The 16,858-nt window shown below is 71.0% G+C and carries 15 protein-coding genes; 11 read left to right on the top strand and 4 right to left on the bottom strand.

The annotated features are described in order from the left end of the window. The first annotated feature begins 24 nt into the window (after positions 1 to 24). Together EZM51_RS05290 and def are read left to right on the top strand one after the other, a co-directional pair. The gene (locus tag EZM51_RS05290; protein ID WP_248305472.1) at positions 25 to 1,422 is read left to right on the top strand and encodes a MinD/ParA family protein; all 1,398 of its coding nucleotides are present in this window, start codon (positions 25 to 27) and stop codon (positions 1,420 to 1,422) included. An 11-nt stretch (positions 1,423 to 1,433) separates the two neighbouring features. Next, positions 1,434 to 1,925 (top strand): peptide deformylase, encoded by a 492-nt coding sequence (gene def / locus EZM51_RS05285; RefSeq protein ID WP_136707190.1) that lies wholly within the window; start codon positions 1,434 to 1,436, stop codon positions 1,923 to 1,925. A 158-nt stretch (positions 1,926 to 2,083) separates the two neighbouring features. Here the strand turns inward: def and EZM51_RS05280 are convergent, their stop codons facing one another. After that, positions 2,084 to 3,919 (bottom strand): AMP-dependent synthetase/ligase, encoded by a 1,836-nt coding sequence (locus EZM51_RS05280; protein ID WP_136707189.1) that lies wholly within the window; start codon positions 3,917 to 3,919, stop codon positions 2,084 to 2,086. 149 nt (positions 3,920 to 4,068) lie between these two features. Here EZM51_RS05280 and EZM51_RS05275 point away from each other — a divergent pair, with 149 nt between their 5' ends. The 3 genes from EZM51_RS05275 to EZM51_RS05265 all read left to right on the top strand — a co-directional run bounded on the left by EZM51_RS05275 (position 4,069) and on the right by EZM51_RS05265 (position 7,207). Further along, positions 4,069 to 5,016 carry an ROK family glucokinase gene (locus EZM51_RS05275; protein WP_136707188.1) on the top strand — a complete coding sequence of 316 codons (948 nt, stop codon included), beginning with the start codon at positions 4,069 to 4,071 and terminating at the stop codon, positions 5,014 to 5,016. Positions 5,017 to 5,067: 51 nt separating this feature from the next. Then, positions 5,068 to 5,757 carry a lysophospholipid acyltransferase family protein gene (locus EZM51_RS05270; RefSeq protein ID WP_136707187.1) on the top strand — a complete coding sequence of 230 codons (690 nt, stop codon included), beginning with the start codon at positions 5,068 to 5,070 and terminating at the stop codon, positions 5,755 to 5,757. Positions 5,758 to 5,878: 121 nt separating this feature from the next. After that, positions 5,879 to 7,207, top strand: coding sequence for a 3-deoxy-7-phosphoheptulonate synthase class II (locus EZM51_RS05265; RefSeq protein ID WP_136707305.1), 1,329 nt, complete (start codon positions 5,879 to 5,881; stop codon positions 7,205 to 7,207). Between the two features lie 42 nt (positions 7,208 to 7,249). On the opposite strand, the gene pknB is transcribed toward EZM51_RS05265, so the two are convergent. Both pknB and EZM51_RS05255 read right to left on the bottom strand, forming a co-directional pair. After that, entirely contained in the window at positions 7,250 to 9,163 is a 1,914-nt protein-coding gene (pknB, locus tag EZM51_RS05260; RefSeq protein WP_349236059.1) for a Stk1 family PASTA domain-containing Ser/Thr kinase, read from the bottom strand. 104 nt (positions 9,164 to 9,267) lie between these two features. Beyond that, positions 9,268 to 10,536: a LysM peptidoglycan-binding domain-containing protein gene (locus EZM51_RS05255; RefSeq protein WP_136707186.1), complete on the bottom strand. Its 1,269-nt coding sequence runs from the start codon at positions 10,534 to 10,536 to the stop codon at positions 9,268 to 9,270. 168 nt (positions 10,537 to 10,704) lie between these two features. Between EZM51_RS05255 and EZM51_RS05250 the strand changes: the two genes are divergently transcribed. Further along, positions 10,705 to 11,043, top strand: a complete 339-nt coding sequence (locus EZM51_RS05250) for an Rv2175c family DNA-binding protein (protein ID WP_136707185.1) — start codon at positions 10,705 to 10,707, stop codon at positions 11,041 to 11,043. A gap of 23 nt (positions 11,044 to 11,066) precedes the next feature. Here the strand turns inward: EZM51_RS05250 and EZM51_RS05245 are convergent, their stop codons facing one another. Next, on the bottom strand, positions 11,067 to 12,176 hold the full coding sequence (locus tag EZM51_RS05245) for a polyprenyl synthetase family protein (protein ID WP_136707184.1): 1,110 nt from the start codon (positions 12,174 to 12,176) through the stop codon (positions 11,067 to 11,069). Positions 12,177 to 12,250: 74 nt separating this feature from the next. On the opposite strand from EZM51_RS05245, the gene EZM51_RS05240 reads away from it, so the two are divergent. From EZM51_RS05240 to EZM51_RS05220, 5 genes are all read left to right on the top strand, one after another. Beyond that, a complete protein-coding gene (locus tag EZM51_RS05240) occupies positions 12,251 to 12,634 on the top strand; it encodes a DUF3040 domain-containing protein (protein WP_136707183.1) in 384 nt (127 codons plus the stop codon). Between the two features lie 332 nt (positions 12,635 to 12,966). Next, entirely contained in the window at positions 12,967 to 13,398 is a 432-nt protein-coding gene (mraZ, locus tag EZM51_RS05235; protein WP_136707182.1) for a division/cell wall cluster transcriptional repressor MraZ, read from the top strand. A 99-nt stretch (positions 13,399 to 13,497) separates the two neighbouring features. Continuing rightward, positions 13,498 to 14,451: a 16S rRNA (cytosine(1402)-N(4))-methyltransferase RsmH gene (gene rsmH, locus EZM51_RS05230; RefSeq protein ID WP_136707181.1), complete on the top strand. Its 954-nt coding sequence runs from the start codon at positions 13,498 to 13,500 to the stop codon at positions 14,449 to 14,451. Beyond that, the gene (locus tag EZM51_RS05225; protein ID WP_136707180.1) at positions 14,448 to 15,035 is read left to right on the top strand and encodes a hypothetical protein; all 588 of its coding nucleotides are present in this window, start codon (positions 14,448 to 14,450) and stop codon (positions 15,033 to 15,035) included. The genes rsmH and EZM51_RS05225 overlap by 4 nt, the downstream gene beginning before the upstream one ends. 23 nt (positions 15,036 to 15,058) lie before the next feature. After that, the gene (locus EZM51_RS05220; RefSeq protein ID WP_136707179.1) at positions 15,059 to 16,858 is read left to right on the top strand and encodes a penicillin-binding protein 2; all 1,800 of its coding nucleotides are present in this window, start codon (positions 15,059 to 15,061) and stop codon (positions 16,856 to 16,858) included.

Genomic DNA, 16,858 nt, shown 5'->3' with positions numbered 1-16,858 from the left:
TTGCACTGATGAGGAGGGGTATCGGTGTCTGACAACAGGGGTGGAGAAGAGATCACGAGGCGCCGGGCGACCGGCGTTCATACCGCGTCGCTCGAACATGGCGAGCTCGAGCCGTCGAGCGGTGCGCACGCCGCCGACGCGCTCCCCGAGAGCCTGAACATCCGCGTGGACCTCCCGCCCGCGCCCCGACCCGAGATGCCGGAGGACGAGGTGGCGGTCGCCATCGACGACGTCGCCGTGAGCCCGGGGACGGTCGTGGGAGCGGCGTCCGGCACGACGTCGGTGGAGGTCGTCACGCCGGGGCTCGCGGGCGCCGGTCATCGTGGCGGGTCGCGACGCGACCCGTCGCCGTACAGCGCCCTGCTGGCCGCCGACGTGACGAGGACGCGCCGTGAGCGGGTGACCACCGACACGGGCAGCCACGTGGCCATCGTCGACGTGCCGGGGGAGACGGCGGTCTCCACCGAGCTCGAGGTGCCCGAGACATCCGAGTCGCTCACCGCCGACCGGTTGATCGACCTCAATCGCACGACCCGTCCGGCGCCGCAGGGCGGCTTCAACCGCTTCCTCTACGAGGCGTCGCTCCACCTGGTCAACCTCGGCGACTCCGCGAAGGTGCGCGCGCACAAGGCGATGAACGCTCGCATCCAGAAGCGGTTCGAGGGCGGGGCCAGGTTCGTGCCGGTGCTCACCCGCAAGGGCGGCGTCGGGAAGACGACCATCACCACGCTCCTCGGCATGGCGCTGGCCGACGCTCGCGACGATCGCATCATCGCGATCGACGCCAACCCCGACCGGGGCACGCTGGCGGAGCGGGTCGACCGGCAGACGCGCGAGACGGTGCGGGACGTGGTCACCAAGGCGTCCTCCATCGGCGGGTACACCGACTTCTCGAGATTCGTCTCCCGCGACGAGACCCGGCTCGACATCCTCGCCTCCGACACCGACCCGACGCTCTCCGAGGCCTTCGACGACAACGACTACAACGTCGTCGCCGGCCTCGCCGCCCGCTACTACTCGCTCGTGATCACCGACTGCGGCACGGGCATCGTGCACTCGGTGATGCGGGCGACGCTGCAGCGCGCCGACTCCGTCGTCATCGTCTCGGGCGGCAGCGTCGACGAGGCACGGCTCGCGTCCGAGACGCTCACGTGGCTCGAGGCCAACGGGTACGGCGAACTCGTCCGCAATGCGGTGGTCGCGATCAACCTCGCGACGCAGGGCACGCATCTCGTCAAGGTCGACGAGATCGAGGCGCACTTCCAGTCTCGCGTGCGGGAGATCGTCCGCATCCCGTACGACCCGCAGCTCGCGGCCGGTTCCGTCGTGAACTGGCACGAGCTGCGGCCGGTGACCCAGCACGCGGCGCGCGAACTCGCCGCGCTCGTCGTGGAAGGCCTGCCCGCAGAGCGCGGGCACTGATCGGAGAACAATTGCCGGAACGTCCCATTCGCCTGTTCGGCGACCCTGTCCTGAAGACCGTCTCCGCCCCCGTCGAACAGATCGATGACGGCGTCCGCGCACTCGTCGACGACCTCCTCGACAGCGTGAAGCTGCCCGGGCGCGCCGGCGTGGCCGCCTCCCAGATCGGGGTGAACCTTCGCGCGTTCAGCTACAACGTCGACGGCCGCGTCGGCTACATCCTGAATCCGGTCCTCGTCGAGGTCTCGGGCGAGCCCGAGCTCCTCGATGAGGGATGTCTCTCGGTGCCCGGGCTGTGGCACAAGACGAAACGGTATCCGTTCGCCCGGGTACGCGGCATCGACCTCGACGGCAACGAGATCGAGCTCTCGGGCACCGGGATCATGGCACAGGCCCTCCAGCACGAGACCGATCACCTCGACGGGCTCCTGTACCTCGACCGCCTCGAGAAGGACGAACGGCGGGCGGCCATGAAGGCCGTCCGCGAGTCGGACTGGTTCTGACCGCGGCCGGTCCGCCGGCTCTGCGCCGGTTCGGCGCCGGCCGCGCCACCGCCGGTGGCGCAGCGGATGCGCACGTGGCGCAGCGGCGGCGCCCCCGCCGCGACGAGAAGGGCCTCGCGGGCGAATCGCCCGCGAGGCCCTTCCGTGCCGTTCGGGACTCAGTGCACGATCGAGTGACCCTCGGTCGCGGGCGCGCCCGAGTACATCGTCTCGATCTCGGCGGCGAAGTCCTCGAGGATCACGTTGCGCTTGATGCTCATCTTCGGCGTGAGGTGACCGCTCGCCTCGGTGAGCTCGGTCGGCAGGATCGTGAACTTGCGGATCGACTCGGCGCGCGAGACGTTCTCGTTGGCGGCGTCGATCGCCCGCTGCACCTCGGCGAGGACCGCGGCGTTCTTGGCGGCGTCCTCGAGGCTCATGCCCGCGTCCTCGTCGTTGTTGTTCAACCACACCGGGAGCATCTCGGGGTCGAGCGTCACCAGGGCCGAGATGAACGGCTTCTTGTCGCCGACCACGACGACCTGCCCGACCAGCGGGTTCGCCCGGATGGGATCCTCGAGGGCGGCCGGGGCGACGTTCTTGCCGCCCGCGGTGACGATGATCTCCTTCTTGCGGCCCGTGATCGAGAGGAAGCCATCGCCGTCGAACGATCCGATGTCGCCCGTCTTGAACCACTCGCCGTCGAAGGACTCGGCCGTGGCGTCGGGGTTCTTCCAGTACTCCTTGAAGACGTTGATGCCCTTGACCTGGATCTCGCCGTCGTCGGCGAGGCGCACGCCGACGCCCGGAAGCGCCGGACCGACGGTGCCGATCTTGGACTTGGTCACGAGGTTCACCGTGGCTGGAGCCGTGGTCTCGGTGAGGCCGTAGCCCTCGAGGATCGTGATGCCGAGCGAGTGGTAGAAGTGACCGAGGCGCGGCCCCAGCGGCGCCGAGCCCGAGACGGCGTACTTCACGTTGCCGCCCATGGCCGCCCGCAGCTTGCCGTACACGAGCCGGTCGAACAGCGCGAACTTGACCTTCAGCCCGAACGGGATCTTCGCGCCCGTCTCCTTGGCCGTCGAGTGCGCGACGGCGGTCTCGGCGGCGGCGCGGAAGATCTTGCCCTTGCCGCCCGCCTCGGCCTTCTGCTCCGACACGTTGTAGACCTTCTCGAACACGCGCGGCACCGCGAGGAGGAACGTCGGCTTGAAGCTCCCGAGCGAGGGGAGGAGCTGCTTGGTGTCGGGCTGGTGGCCGACGCGGACCCCGGCGTGCACGCACAGCACGGAGATGAACCGCGCGAAGACGTGCGCCGTCGTGATGAAGAGCAGCGTCGACGCGCCGTTCGGGTCGAGCACGACCTCCTTGAGCGCGACGGCCGAGTTGCGTGAGAGCTCGACGAAGTTCGAGTGCGTCAGCACGCACCCCTTCGGCTTGCCGGTCGACCCCGAGGTGTAGATGAGTGTGGCGATGTCGGAGCCGACCGCGAGATTGCGGCGGCGTTCGATCTCCTCGTCGGGCACGTCGGCGCCCGCGGCGACGAGCTTGTCGAGGTCGCCGAGGTCGATCTGCCAGACGTTGCGGATCGCGGGGAGGTCGGGGTGCACCTCGTCGAAACGCGCGAAGTGGTCGGGCGTCTCGAGGATCACGGCGATCGAGCCCGAGTCGCCGAGGTTCCACTTCACCTGCGCGGGCGAGCTCGTCTCGTAGATGGGCACGAGCACGGCTCCGGCGAACCACGTGGCGAAGTCGATCAGCGTCCACTCGTACCTCGTCTTGGCCATCAGGCCGATCTTGTCGCCCGGCTGGATGCCCGACGCCACGAGGCCCTTCGCGAGCGCGACCACCTGGTCGTGGAACTCCCGCGTGGTGACGGGCGTCCAGCCGCCGTCGACGGTCGGCAGCGAGAACAGCACCGAGTCGGGCGTGGCGGCGACGCGCTGGACCAGGAGGTCGGTCGTGTTCGCGTCGGGGTCTGCTGGAACGACGGCGGGAGTCTCGAATTCGATCACGGTAGCTCCTTCGGCAACCGGGGAGGGTCGCGCGGCTGAGCGCGTGCGAACCTCGGCGTTGGGGTCGATTACACTCTAGTCGTTGCTCGCGCGGCCAGAGAGGCCCCGGGACCATTCGGCCTCATCCCTCTTCGAAAGGCAGCCTGCTCGTGCACGCGATCGGTATCGACATCGGCGGGACGAAGATCGCGGGCGCGGTCGTCGACGAATCGGGAACGATCGTGCGCAGCGAGCGCGTGCCGACCCCGGCCGATCCCGCGCGGCTCGAGGACGCGGTCGTGGCGATGATCCGGTCGCTCTCGGCCGGAGAGCCGACCGCGGCGGTCGGCGTGGCGGCCGCGGGGTTCATCGACGCGGCCCAGTCGACCGTGTACTACGCCCCCAACATCCGCTGGCGCAACGAGCCGTTCCGCGCGAAGCTCGAGGCCCGCGTCGGCACCACGGTCGTCGTCGACAACGACGCGAACGCCGCGGGCTGGGCCGAATTCCGGTTCGGTGCGGGCCGGCTCGTGAGCGACATGGTCATGCTCACGATCGGCACCGGCGTCGGCGGGGCGATCGTCGCGAGCGACCGGCTGTTCCGCGGCGGCTTCGGCGCGGGTGCGGAACTCGGGCACATGCGCCTGGTGCCGAACGGCATCGCCTGCGGCTGCGGCCAGCACGGATGCCTCGAGCAGTACGGTTCGGGTCGGGCGCTGCTCCGCATGGCCGGGGAGATCGCCGACGCCGGCGGCATCGGGCAGGCGCTCGCGCGCGCCCGCGAGGAGCACGGGGCGCTCGACGGCCGCATCGTCGGCGATCTCATCGCCGCGGAGGACCCGGGCGCCACGGCGGCGCTGCGCCAGCTCGGGCACTGGCTCGGCGAGGCGTCGGCGTCGCTCGCGGCGGTGCTCGACCCGCAGCGCTTCGTGTTCGGCGGCGGCGTCGCCGCCGCGGGCGACCTGCTGCTCGACCCCGTCCGCGAGGCGTTCCTCGAGCATCTGCCGGCCCGCGGCTACCATCCGGAGCCCGACTTCGTCATCGCCGAACTCGTGAACGACGCCGGCGTCGTGGGCGCGGCGGACCTCGCCCGGGTCTGGGTCGCCGAGCACGCCTGAGCCGCCCGGCGATAGGCTGGATCGTCGCTCGCGAACGGAAGGGGGCACGCGGTGTTCTACTGGATCATGAAGCACATCGTCGTCGGCCCCATCCTGCTGGCGATCTTCCGGCCGTGGGTCGTCGGCCTCGAGAACGTCCCCAGGGAGGGTGCGGTCGTGCTCGCCTCGAACCACCTCTCCTTCATCGACTCCATCTTCCTTCCGCTCGTCGTCGACCGCCGCGTGGTGTTCCTCGCCAAGAGCGAGTACTTCACGGGCAAGGGCCTGAAGGGCTGGGCCACGCGCGTCTTCTTCCAGGCGTCGGGCCAGCTGCCGATCGATCGGTCGGGCGGCAAGGCGTCCGAGGCATCGCTCAACACGGGTCTCCGCGTCCTGCGCGACGGCGGCGTGCTCGGCATCTACCCCGAGGGCACCCGCAGTCCCGACGCGCGCCTCTACCGTGGCCGCACGGGCGTCGCGCGGATGGTGCTGGAGGCCGGCGTCCCCGTCATCCCGGTCGCGATGATCGACACCGAGAAGGTCATGCCCATCGGCACCCGCATCCCGAAGGTGCGTCGCATCGGCATCATCATCGGCGAGCCGCTCGACTTCTCGCGCTTCCACGGACTCGAGGGCGACCGCTTCGTGTTGCGTTCCGTGACCGACGAGCTCGTCTACGAGCTCCGCGCACTGAGCGGGCAGGACTACGTCGACGTGTACGCCAGCTCGGTGCGGGAGCAACGGGCTGCGCAATCGAGGTAGGCTCGACACGGCGGCGTCGCGACGTGCGGGGCCGTTTCCCGTTCATGGCGCCTCGCGCCCGACCCTTCAGGACAGCCCCGTGGTACAGCTCGTCGAGCCCGTCGTCTTCGCAGATCCCTCCGTGATCGACGGCCTCGACTATTGGCGCACGCTGCCGATCAAGCAGCAGCCCACGTGGCTCGACCCCGAGGCGGCGCATGCGGCATCCGCCGAGCTGGCGACCCTGCCGCCGCTCGTCTTCGCGGGCGAGGTCGACATCCTGCGCGAGCGGCTCGCCGCCGCATCCGTGGGCAAGGCGTTCCTGCTGCAGGGCGGCGACTGCGCCGAGACCTTCGCGGGCGCGACGGCCGACCAGATCCGCAACCGGGTGAAGACCGTGCTGCAGATGGCGGTCGTGCTCACCTACGGCGCCTCGATGCCGGTGGTGAAGATGGGTCGCATGGCCGGGCAGTTCGCGAAGCCCCGCTCCAGCGACACCGAGACGCGTGGCGGCGTCACGCTGCCCGCCTACCGCGGCGACATCGTGAACGGCTACGACTTCACGCCCGAGTCTCGCGCGGCCGACCCGTCGCGCCTGGTGCGCGGCTACCACACGGCCGCGTCGACGCTGAACCTCATCCGCGCGTTCACGCAGGGCGGGTTCGCCGACCTGCGGCAGGTGCACTCGTGGAACCAGGGCTTCGCGGCGAACCCGGCGAACGCCCGCTACGAGTCGCTGGCCCGCGAGATCGACCGGGCCATCAAGTTCATGGACGCGTGCGGCGCCGACTTCGAGGCGCTCCGGCACACCGAGTTCTACACCGGCCACGAGGGCCTGCTCATGGACTACGAGCGGCCGATGACCCGCATCGACTCGCGCACGGGCACGCCGTACGACACGTCGGCGCACTTCATCTGGATCGGCGAGCGCACGCGCGATCTCGACGGTGCGCACGTCGACTTCCTCTCCCGGGTGCGCAACCCCATCGGCGTCAAGCTCGGGCCGAACACCACGCCCGAGACCATGCTCCAGCTGGTCGACAAGCTCGACCCCGAGCGCGAGCCCGGCCGACTGACGTTCATCACGCGCATGGGCGCCGGGAAGATCCGCGACGCGCTGCCGCCGCTGCTCGAGGCGATCAAGGCGTCCGACGCGAACCCCCTGTGGGTCACCGACCCGATGCACGGCAACGGCATCACGACGTCGACGGGCTACAAGACGCGTCGCTTCGACGACGTGGTCGACGAGGTCCGGGGCTTCTTCGAGGCGCACCGGGCCGCCGGCACCTTCCCGGGCGGCATCCACGTCGAGCTCACGGGCGACGACGTCACCGAGTGCCTGGGCGGTTCCGAGTACATCGACGAGATCACGCTCGAGACGCGGTACGAGTCGCTGTGCGACCCGCGCCTGAATCACATGCAGTCGCTCGAACTCGCGTTCCTCGTCGCCGAGGAGCTCACCGCACGCTGATCCCGTCGCGGGGCGTCCGGCGACGGATGCCCCGGTGGCGGGTCAGCCGCCGAAGTTGACGGTGATCTCGGTGCCGCGCTTCACGAGCTCGCCGGCCGCCGGGCTCTGCACGGAGGCCACGACGGCGCCCTCGAGGAAGCCGGGCACGTTGCTCGTCACGCTGAAACCCAGCGCTTCGAGCTGCTCGCGCGCCTGGGCGACGGTCTGGCCCGTGATGACGTTCGGCACCTCGACGAGGTCGGGGCCCTTCGACACGGTGAGCACCACGGTGTCCCCGGGGCGCATGGTCTCGTTCGCGTAGGTCGCCGTGATGACATGGTCGACCGGAACCTCGTCGTGGAACTCGGGCTCGGCGAACTCGACCTCGAGCCCGACGCCCTCGAGGGCGGACTGGGCCTCGCCGACCGGCGTTCCCTCGACGGGCGGGATCGCCCCCACCGAGATGACGAGCGTGAGGTCGGCGAGCTCGGCGACCTCGGCGCCGACGGGGTTCCCGTCGACGTCGAGCACGGCGATGACCGCGCCGGCGGCGAACTCGCCCGAGAACTGCTGCGCGTTCTGCTCCGCGACCGTGAAGTCGCCGAGGGCGTCCCGCGCCTCCGCCTCGGGGAGGCCGATCACGTCGGGCATGGCGAGGATGCGCGGCCCGAGCGAGACGAACACGGTGACGGTGGATCCGCGCCGTGCCTGCGCGCCGCCCTCGGGATCGGTGCCCGAGACCTGGCCCTGCGGCACGACCGGGTCGTTGCGTTCCGCGGCGGCGACCTCGAAGCCCTCGTCTTCGAGCACCCGCGTCGCATCCTCGGGGAGCAGCGTCGACACGTCGGGCACGGTCGCCAGCGCGCCCGGGCCGGCGCCGAAGTACCAGCCGGTTCCGGCGGCGAGACCGGTGAGCAGCAGCACGAGTGCGAAGATCCAGTATCCGCGTCGCTTCCGGCGTTCGGCGCTCGTCGCGAGTGCGGTGGTGTCCTCGTCGTCGGATGCCTCGACCGCGGCGACCGCGACGGGTGCGCCGGCGCCGAGCACCATCGTCTCGGCGGTGGCCGGGCCTAGCGGCACGGCGTCGTGGATGACCGCGGTCGCCCGGGTCGGACGTGCGGGCTGCGGCATCCGGATCGACGGTTCGATCTCGCGGAGGCGCTCCAGCATCTCGCGGGCGTCGCGCGGGCGTTCCTCGGGGTCGCGCGCGGTCGCCCAGAGCACGAGTTCGTCGAGCTCGGCGGGCACCGCGGGATTCTTGCTGCTCGGCGTCGGCACGGTGTCGTTCGCGTGCTGGTACGCGATCTGCATGGGCGCCTCGCCGACGTACGGCTGCTCGCCCGTGAGCATCTCGTACATCATGATGCCGACGGCGTAGAGGTCGCTCCGGGCGTCGGCGACGCCGCGCGTGACGAGCTCGGGGGAGAGGTACGCGATGGTGCCGAGCAGCGCCTGGCCGGTCGCGGTGTTGGCGCTCGCGGCGCGCGCGAGCCCGAAGTCGCCGAGCTTGATGCGGCCGTCGTCGGCGAGCAGCACGTTCTCGGGCTTGAGGTCGCGATGCACGATGCCGGCCTGGTGCGCGGCGGCGAGGCCGGCCAGCACGGCGTCCATGATGTCGACGGTCTGCTCCGGCGTGAGCTTCGTGTAGTCCTTCAGGAGCTCGCGCAGCGTGATGCCGGGCAGGTACTCCATGACGAGGTACGCCATGTCGGAGTCCTGCCCCTGGTCGAAGACGTTGACCACGTTCGGGTGGGCCAGTCGCGCGGCCGAGCGCGCCTCCTGCACGAAGCGCGTCTTGAACGTGTTGTCGTCGGCGAGATGCCCGTGCATGATCTTGATGGCGACCCGTCGCTCGAGGCGCAGGTCGGTCGCGAGGTACACGGTGGCCATGCCGCCGCGGGCGATCCGCGAGCGCACCTGATAGCGGCCGTCGACGAGACGGCCGATCATCGGGTCGACGGGCGGCGCGGTGGTCACCGTACGAGTGTACGAAGTGGTGTATGCCCGACGGCGACTCGACGCCGGTCAGTCGCGGAATCGCAACGGGTTCGTGATCGACGGATGCCTCGGCAGGTGTTCGATCAGCCCAGTTCGGACAGCCAGGCGCGGGCCGACGCCTCCCACTTCGCGTAGTGGTCGGGGAAGTCCGAGAGCTGCACCGCCTGCGCGGCCTGGGTGACGGTCATCGTCTCCCAGCCCGGGATGTCGAGCAGGCCCCTCGTGCGGCCGGGATTCGGGTTGGCCGCGCCGCCGTAGAACGCGGCGGCCGCGCGCACGGGGTCGAGCACCTCCTCGACCGTCCCCCAGCCCTGGCTCGGCCGCTGCTGGAAGAGGCCGAGCGAGTCCCGGTCGCCGTGGTGCAGGTTGCGGAGTCCCGACTCCTGCGCCGCGGCCGCAAGGGCGATGACGATGCCCTGGTCGGGCACGCCGATGGCGCGTCCCATCTCGATGATGATGCGCGCGTTTCCGCGCATCTCCTCGGTGAGCGGCAGGTCGACCGAGGCGACGATCGCGACGGGTTCGGGGCGGCGGACGACGAGCACCTGTCCCGGCACGATGAGGGTCGACCCGCCGAGCCCGTTGACCCGGTCGAGGTCGGCGACCGTGAGCCCGTAGGCGTCCGCGATGCCGTACAGGGTGTCGCCCGTGACGACGACGTGCGTCTCGGCGGCTGCGGGGTCGGATGCCGCGGGGTCGGATGCCGCGGGCTCGGGTGCCGCGACGGGCGCGGGCGGCGCGTCCGGCCCGGGCGCCGCGGAGCCGGTCGGCGGCAGCACGATGGACTCGCCCGGGAAGATGAGGCTGGACGGGCCGAGTCCGTTGGCGCTGAGCACGCTGCCGACGTCGAGGCCGTAGGCGGCGGCGATGCCGCTCACGGTGTCGCCCTCGACCACGACGTGCTTCCGGATCTCGGGCGCGGCCGGGGGAGCCGGCGCCTGCGCTGCGGTTCCGCCCGGCAGGGCGAGGCGCTGGCCGGGGAAGATGAGGCTCGACCAGCCCAGGCCGTTGAGCGCGAGCACCTCGGCCGTCGCCAGCCCGAACCGCTCGGCGATGCCGTTCACGGTGTCGCCCTCGACGACGACGTACTCGGAGGGAGGGATCGCCGCGACCGTCGTGCGCATCGTGCGCGCGCCGTCCGCGTCGTTCCCCTTCGACTTCGCGGGTCGCTTCACGGTCTGCGGCGTCGCCTCGGCCGGTTGCACGATGCCGAGGGTGACGGCCACGGTGCTCACGACGGCGAGCGGCACGCCGAGGACCGCACGGATGCCGCGGGTCCGCGGACGTCGTGCCCTCGCGGCATCCGCCCGCCGACCCCCGCCGGCGCCGGTCGACTCGGACTCGTCCGCCATGGTGCCCCCTCGCGCCGACCTGGTTCATCGACGTCGCGGCCACCGTCGCACAGCCGGATGACCGAGTCAACGACCTCGCCGCGAGTCCGCCGACTCCGTCCCCGGACGGGGGTGGCGGCTCCGGCGCGCCCTTCCGAACCCGGGCGCGTGTCTGGCAGGCTTGGATTCGTGACCGACGCCGACCAGACCGACTGGCTGACCGTTCCCGACCTCGTCGACCTGCTCGGGCTGACCCCGAGCCGCGTCCGCCGCCTCATCGACGATCGACACCTGCTCGCGGCGCGCGTCGACGGCGTGTTGAGGGTGCCCGCGCTCTTCCTCCGCGACGGCGCCCCGCTCTCGGAGCTGCACGGCACCGCCATGGTGCTCGCCGATGCGGGCTTCAGCGACGCCGAGGCGTTGGAGTGGCTGCTCGCCGAGGAGGACAGCCTCGGCACCACGCCCATCGCCGCGCTGCGCGCGGGCCGCAAGTCCGAGGTGCGCCGGGTCGCGCAGGCGCTGGCGTAGGCCGGCCGAGGCGCCCGCTCGGGTCAGCTCGTGCGGCGGCTGACGGCCTTGGCGAGCGAACCGAGCTCCGAGCGCGCCTCGCGGCCGAGCGGGGCGTCGGCGAGCACGGCCGTCGCGCGTGCGACGTTGTCGGCGATGATCCGCTCGACCTCGTCGACGGCGCCGCACTCGCTGAGGGTGCGCTGGAGCATCCGCACCTGGTCGCTGCCGAGGCCGGGGTCGCCGAGGAGCTCGTCGAGGAGCCGACGCTGTCCGGGGGCGAGGCGTTCCCGGGCGATGGCCACGAGCATCGTGCGCTTGCCCTCGCGCAGGTCGTCGCCGCTCGGCTTGCCGGTCACGTCGGGGTCGCCGTAGACGCCGAGGAGGTCGTCGCGGAGCTGGTAGGCGATGCCGAGGGGCAGGCCGAAGTCGCGCAGCGCCGCGAGTTGCGTGGCGGAGGCCCCGGCGATCGCGCCGCCGATGGTGAGCGGCGCCTCGACCGAGTACTTCGCCGCCTTGTAGACGATGACGCGCTCGGCGCGGGTGCGCTGCTCCGACTCGGGCTGGGTGAGCCAGGCGCGTTCCTCGAGGATGTCGAGGTACTGGCCGGCGGTCACCTCCGTGCGCATGCGGATGAACTCCGCGCGCGCCGCGCGTGCGGCCTGCGGATCGGAGAGCGCGCCGAGGCCCTCGTCGAGCAGTTCGTCGCTCCATCCGAGGAGGAGATCGCCGAGGAGGATCCCCGAGGCCCGGCCGAAGTCCGCGCCGCTGCCGGCCCACCCGGCGTCGGCGTGCAGCGTCTCGAACAGCCGGTGCGCGGACGGCGCACCGCGGCGGGTGTCGGAGTTGTCGATGATGTCGTCGTGCACGAGTGCGGCGGCGTGGAAGACCTCCAGGGCCGACGCGGCGGAGACGACGGGGAAGAGGTCGCGTCCGCCCGTCTCGAACGGGTCGAATCCGCGCGCGCCGACGGCCTCCCAGCCCCAATAGCAGAACAGGGCGCGAAACCGCTTGCCGCCGCTGAGAAAGCGCCCAGAGAACGATGTCAAGGGGTCCAGATCGGGGCTGATCGAGCGGAGAATGGAAGTGCGTTCGGCGAGGAATTCCTCGATGCGCGCATGCACCAGATCGACGAGCCGGGAACCGTGAGCCACTCGCCTAGCCTAGCGAGGCGAGGCGGGGCTAGAATGGACCCGGATGCGTCGATCCCGAGCCTGAGGGGAATGAGATGCCGCTTTCAGAGCAGGAGCAACGTCTTCTCGAGGAGATGGAGCGGAACCTCTACCGCAACGACGCCGACTTCGTCCATGCGGTCGGTGGGGTCCGCGGTCGTCGCCCCAACTACCGAGCCATCGTGCTCGGCGTGCTGCTCGCGGTCGCCGGCGTCGGCGCCCTGATCGCGGGCGTCGCCCTCCAGCTGCTCATCGTGGGCGTGATCGGCTTCGCCCTCATGTTCGCCGGCGTCCTCGTCGCCATCACCCCATCCAAGCGAGGCGGCATCTCCGCCGCTCCCGCCGACCCCACGGCATCTTCGGGGGCGCGCCAGTCGAGCGGGAGCTTCATGGACCGCCTGAACGAGCGATGGGATCGTCGCCAGGAGGGCCGCGACTAGCCCCTCCACTTCGCACCACCACGACGGGTCGATCTTCGGATCGGCCCGTTTTCGTCTGTCCGCGCGGCGGCGACGCGCTGATCGGGCGCTGATTCCGCGCCGCCCGGGGGCCCGCTGACCGGGAATCCGCCGCTGGACGCGGTCCGCAGCCGGTTCGCCGCGCCGGTTCGAGCGTCTCGGCCTCCACGTTCCTCCACCTGCGCTCGCCCGCATGTTCACAGGGAACTCACACCCCCAGAACGGGGAAAACGAGCGAATGTCGTTGGTCGGTGGATGGGAGTGGAGTAAAGTGGGGTCACCTGGATCCTGGCCGGAGGAAAGGGGGTGGTGCGGTGTTCCTCGGGACCTACGAGCCGAAGCTCGACGAGAAGGGCCGCGTCATTCTTCCGGCGAAGTTCCGGGAGGAGCTGTCGAACGGGCTCGTGCTCACGCGCGGGCAGGAGCGCTGCATCTACGTGTTCAGCGTCCGCGAGTTCGAGAGCATGAGCGACAAGATCCGCCAGGCCCCGGTCACGAGCAAGCAGGCACGCGATTACATGCGCGTGTTCCTCTCGGGGGCATCCGCGGAGACCCCCGACAAACAGCATCGGGTCACCATCCCCGCCACGCTCCGCGGCTACGCGGGGCTCGACCGAGACCTCGCGGTCATCGGTGCGGGCAGCCGGGTGGAGATCTGGGATGCGACGGCGTGGCAGACGTACCTCGCCGAGCAGGAGGCGGCCTTCGCGGAGACGGCGGAGGAGGTGATCCCCGGGCTCTTCTAGCCCCGGGTTGCGACTCCCAGCCGTGCGCGCCTGATGCACTTCCCCGCACCAGGACGAACGGATGGGGATCGGAACCCGGGAACAGGAGTCGAAGGAATCATGGACATCGAACGCATTCACACCCCGGTCATGCTCGAGCGCACGATCCAGCTGCTCGCTCCCTCCCTCGAGGCCGACGGAGCCGTGCTCGTCGATGCCACGCTGGGCATGGGCGGCCACAGCCGGGCCTTCCTCGAGCGGTTCCCGAAGCTCACCGTGATCGGCCTCGACCGAGACACCGACGCCCTCGCCATCGCGCGGGAGCGGCTGGCCGCATTCGGCGACCGCGCCCGGTTCGTGCACACCGTGTACGACGGTATCGCCGACGCCGTGCGCGCCGAGGGATTCGACGAGGTGCAGGGCGTGCTCTTCGACCTCGGCGTCTCGTCGCTGCAGCTCGATCGTGCCGAGCGCGGCTTCGCGTATTCGAAGGATGCCCCGCTCGACATGCGCATGGACTCGACCGCCGGCCGTACCGCCGCCGACGTCATCGCGGAGTCGAGCGAGGACGAGCTTCGCCGACTGTTCTCGGAGTACGGCGAGGAGAAGCTCGCGGCGCGGTATGCCAGGGCCATCGTGCGGGCACGAGCGGATGCCCCGATCACGCGATCCGGCGAGCTCGTCGACATCATCACCAAGGCGACCCCCGTCGCGGTGCAGCGACAGGGGCACCCGGCCAAGCGCGTCTTCCAGGCGCTGCGCATCGAGGTGAACGAGGAGCTCGCGGTACTCGAACGCGCGATCCCGGCGGCCCTCGACCTCGTCGCGGTCGAGGGACGCATCGTCGTGCTCGCCTACCAGTCCCTCGAGGACCGCATCGTCAAGCGCGCGCTGCAGGCCGCCGCGAGCTCCACGGCGCCGGCCGGTCTTCCCATGGAGCTGCCCGAACACCGTCCGCAGTTCCGCCTCCTGGTGCGGGGCGCAGAGCTCGCGAGCGAAGCCGAGCAGGCGGAGAACCCGCGTGCCAAGCCGGTGCGACTGCGCGCCGCCGAACGAGTGAGGAGGCCGTCGTGACCGCACTGCCGGCCCAGTCCGCTCCCGCGCCGCGCCGGGCCCCCGGGTCCGCGCCGCAGCGTCGTCTCCGCCCGGCCCCCGAGCCGAGCGCGGGGCTCAGCAGACCGCGACTCGCGTACGCGATCATCGCCGTCGGGGCGGTGGCCGTCATCGTCGTCGCCCAGCTGCTGCTCTCGATCGCGCTCGCACAGGGCGCCTACGAGATCGATGCCCACCAACTCCGCCAGGCCGAGCTCGCGCGCGAGGAGCAGAAGCTCGCCGAGGAACTCGACCGACTCGAGTCGCCGCAGTACCTCGCCATGAACGCGGAGGCGCTCGGCATGGTGCCGAACACCGCGCCGGTGTACCTGCGGCTGTCCGACGGGGCGGTGCTCGGTGAGCCGACCGCCGCGAGCGCAGGCGCGGCGGCGTCGGGCGGGCTCGTGCCGAATGCCCTCATCGACGGCGTGCCGCCGGTGACGGCGCAGCAGGCGGGGGAGACTCCGAACGGGGGAGCGGGCGGCGGCACGCCGGCCGACGGCGCCGGCGCACAGGTCGCACCACCGCCCGTGAGCGACGGTCTGCCGACGCCCGCCACGCACTGACCGCCCCGACCCGAGAGGACGAGATGAACCGCATCAGCCGCCATCCCGCGCGACGGATCGTGCTCGCGGCGGTCGTCCTCGTCGTCTTCGTCGGCGTGTTCGTCGTGCGACTCGTCGACATCCAGGTCGTTCGCGCGGCCGAGCTCAGCGAGGAGGCGCAGGGGCGCAGGTCCCAGACGGTGACGGAGTACGGCGCACGCGGCGACATCGTCGACGCGGCGGGCATCGTGCTCGCCGACAGCGTCATGCGCTACGACATCGCGCTGTCGCCGAAGTACGCCGGACCCGTCGACCGCGAGGTGCCCGACCCGGCCGATCCGTCGAAGACGACGCCCGTCGAGGTGCCACTCGCGCAGCTCACCGCGGAGCTGGGCGAGGTGGTCGGCCTCACCGGCGACCAGGTGCAGGGCATCATCGACGCGGCGCTCGCGGAGAACCCCGACGACGACTTCGAGTACGTGGCGAAGCTCGTCGACACGGCGACCTACGAGCGCGTCAAGGCGCTGCGCATCCCCTGGGTGGTGCCGTGGGAGCACCCGAGCCGTACGTATCCGAACGGCGCGGTCGCCGGCAACCTCATCGGCTTCGTGGGCGACGACGGGGATCCGTTCGCGGGAGTCGAGTACTCCGAGGACGCATGCCTGGCCGGGGAGGACGGCGAGTACTCCTACCAGCACAGCCTCTCGGACTGGGTCGAGATCCCGGGCACCAAGGTGGTGCACGAAGAGGCCCGCGACGGCGGCACGCTGCAGCTCACGATCGACTCCGACCTGCAGTGGATGGTGCAGCGCATCGCCGAGGCGCAGGTGCGGGCCGTGGGCGCCGACTGGGCCACGGTCACGGTCATGGAGGCGAAGACGGGGCGCCTCCTCGCCGTCGCCGACGTGCCCACCATCGATCCCAACGCCCCGACGGCGATCGCGAAGGAGCACCGCGGCTCTCGGGCCTTCACGGCCCCGTTCGAGCCGGGCTCGACGTTCAAGGCGCTGACCGCGGCATCCGTCATCGACGCCGGCGAGGCCGACCCGCTCAGCCAGGTCGTCGCGGGCTACCGGTACCTGCCGCCGAACGGCGCCGACATCAACGACAGCTTCTACCACGACGACACCCGGTACACGCTCACCGGCGTGCTCATCGACTCGTCGAACACGGGCATGTCGCTGTTCGGCGAACGCCTCACCGACGAGGAACGCTACGAGTACATGCTCGACTTCGGGCTCGGGGAGCAGACCGAGGTCGGGTTCGCGGGCGAGGAGCCCGGCGACCTGCACGGCGGCCCCGACGCGTGGGACAACCAGACGAAGTACGCGACGATGTTCGGCCAGGGCCTCACCACCACGGCGGTGCAGATCGCGAGCGCCTACCAGACGATCGCGAACGACGGCGTGCGCATGCCCGTGCGCCTCGTCGACGGCTGCATCGGCGAGGACGGCGAGCTCGACGCTCCCGAGGTGGAGGGCACGCGCGTGGTCTCCGAGACCGCGGCGAACCAGACCAGCCAGATGCTCGAGCGCGTCTACCTCGACGGCTGGCTCGCCGACGAGTGGCACATCCCCGGTTACCGCGTCGCGGCGAAGACCGGAACCGCGCAGGTTCCCGACGGCAACGGCGGCTACCTCTCCGGCTACCTCGTGTCGGTCTCGGGATTCGCCCCGGCCGACGATCCGCAGTTCGTCGTTTCGGTGAGCATCATGAATCCCGTTAAGATGAACTCGTCCGCCGCATCCGCTCCCGTCTTCCAACAGGTGATGAGCCAGGTGCTGAAGAAGTATCGGACGCTTCCATCCGGCGCTCCGGCGCCCGAGCTGCCAGCCACCTGGTGA

The organism is Agromyces sp. H66 (assembly GCF_004959775.1).
Taxonomy (GTDB): domain Bacteria; phylum Actinomycetota; class Actinomycetes; order Actinomycetales; family Microbacteriaceae; genus Agromyces.
This window is presented reverse-complemented; position numbering and strand designations above follow the sequence as displayed.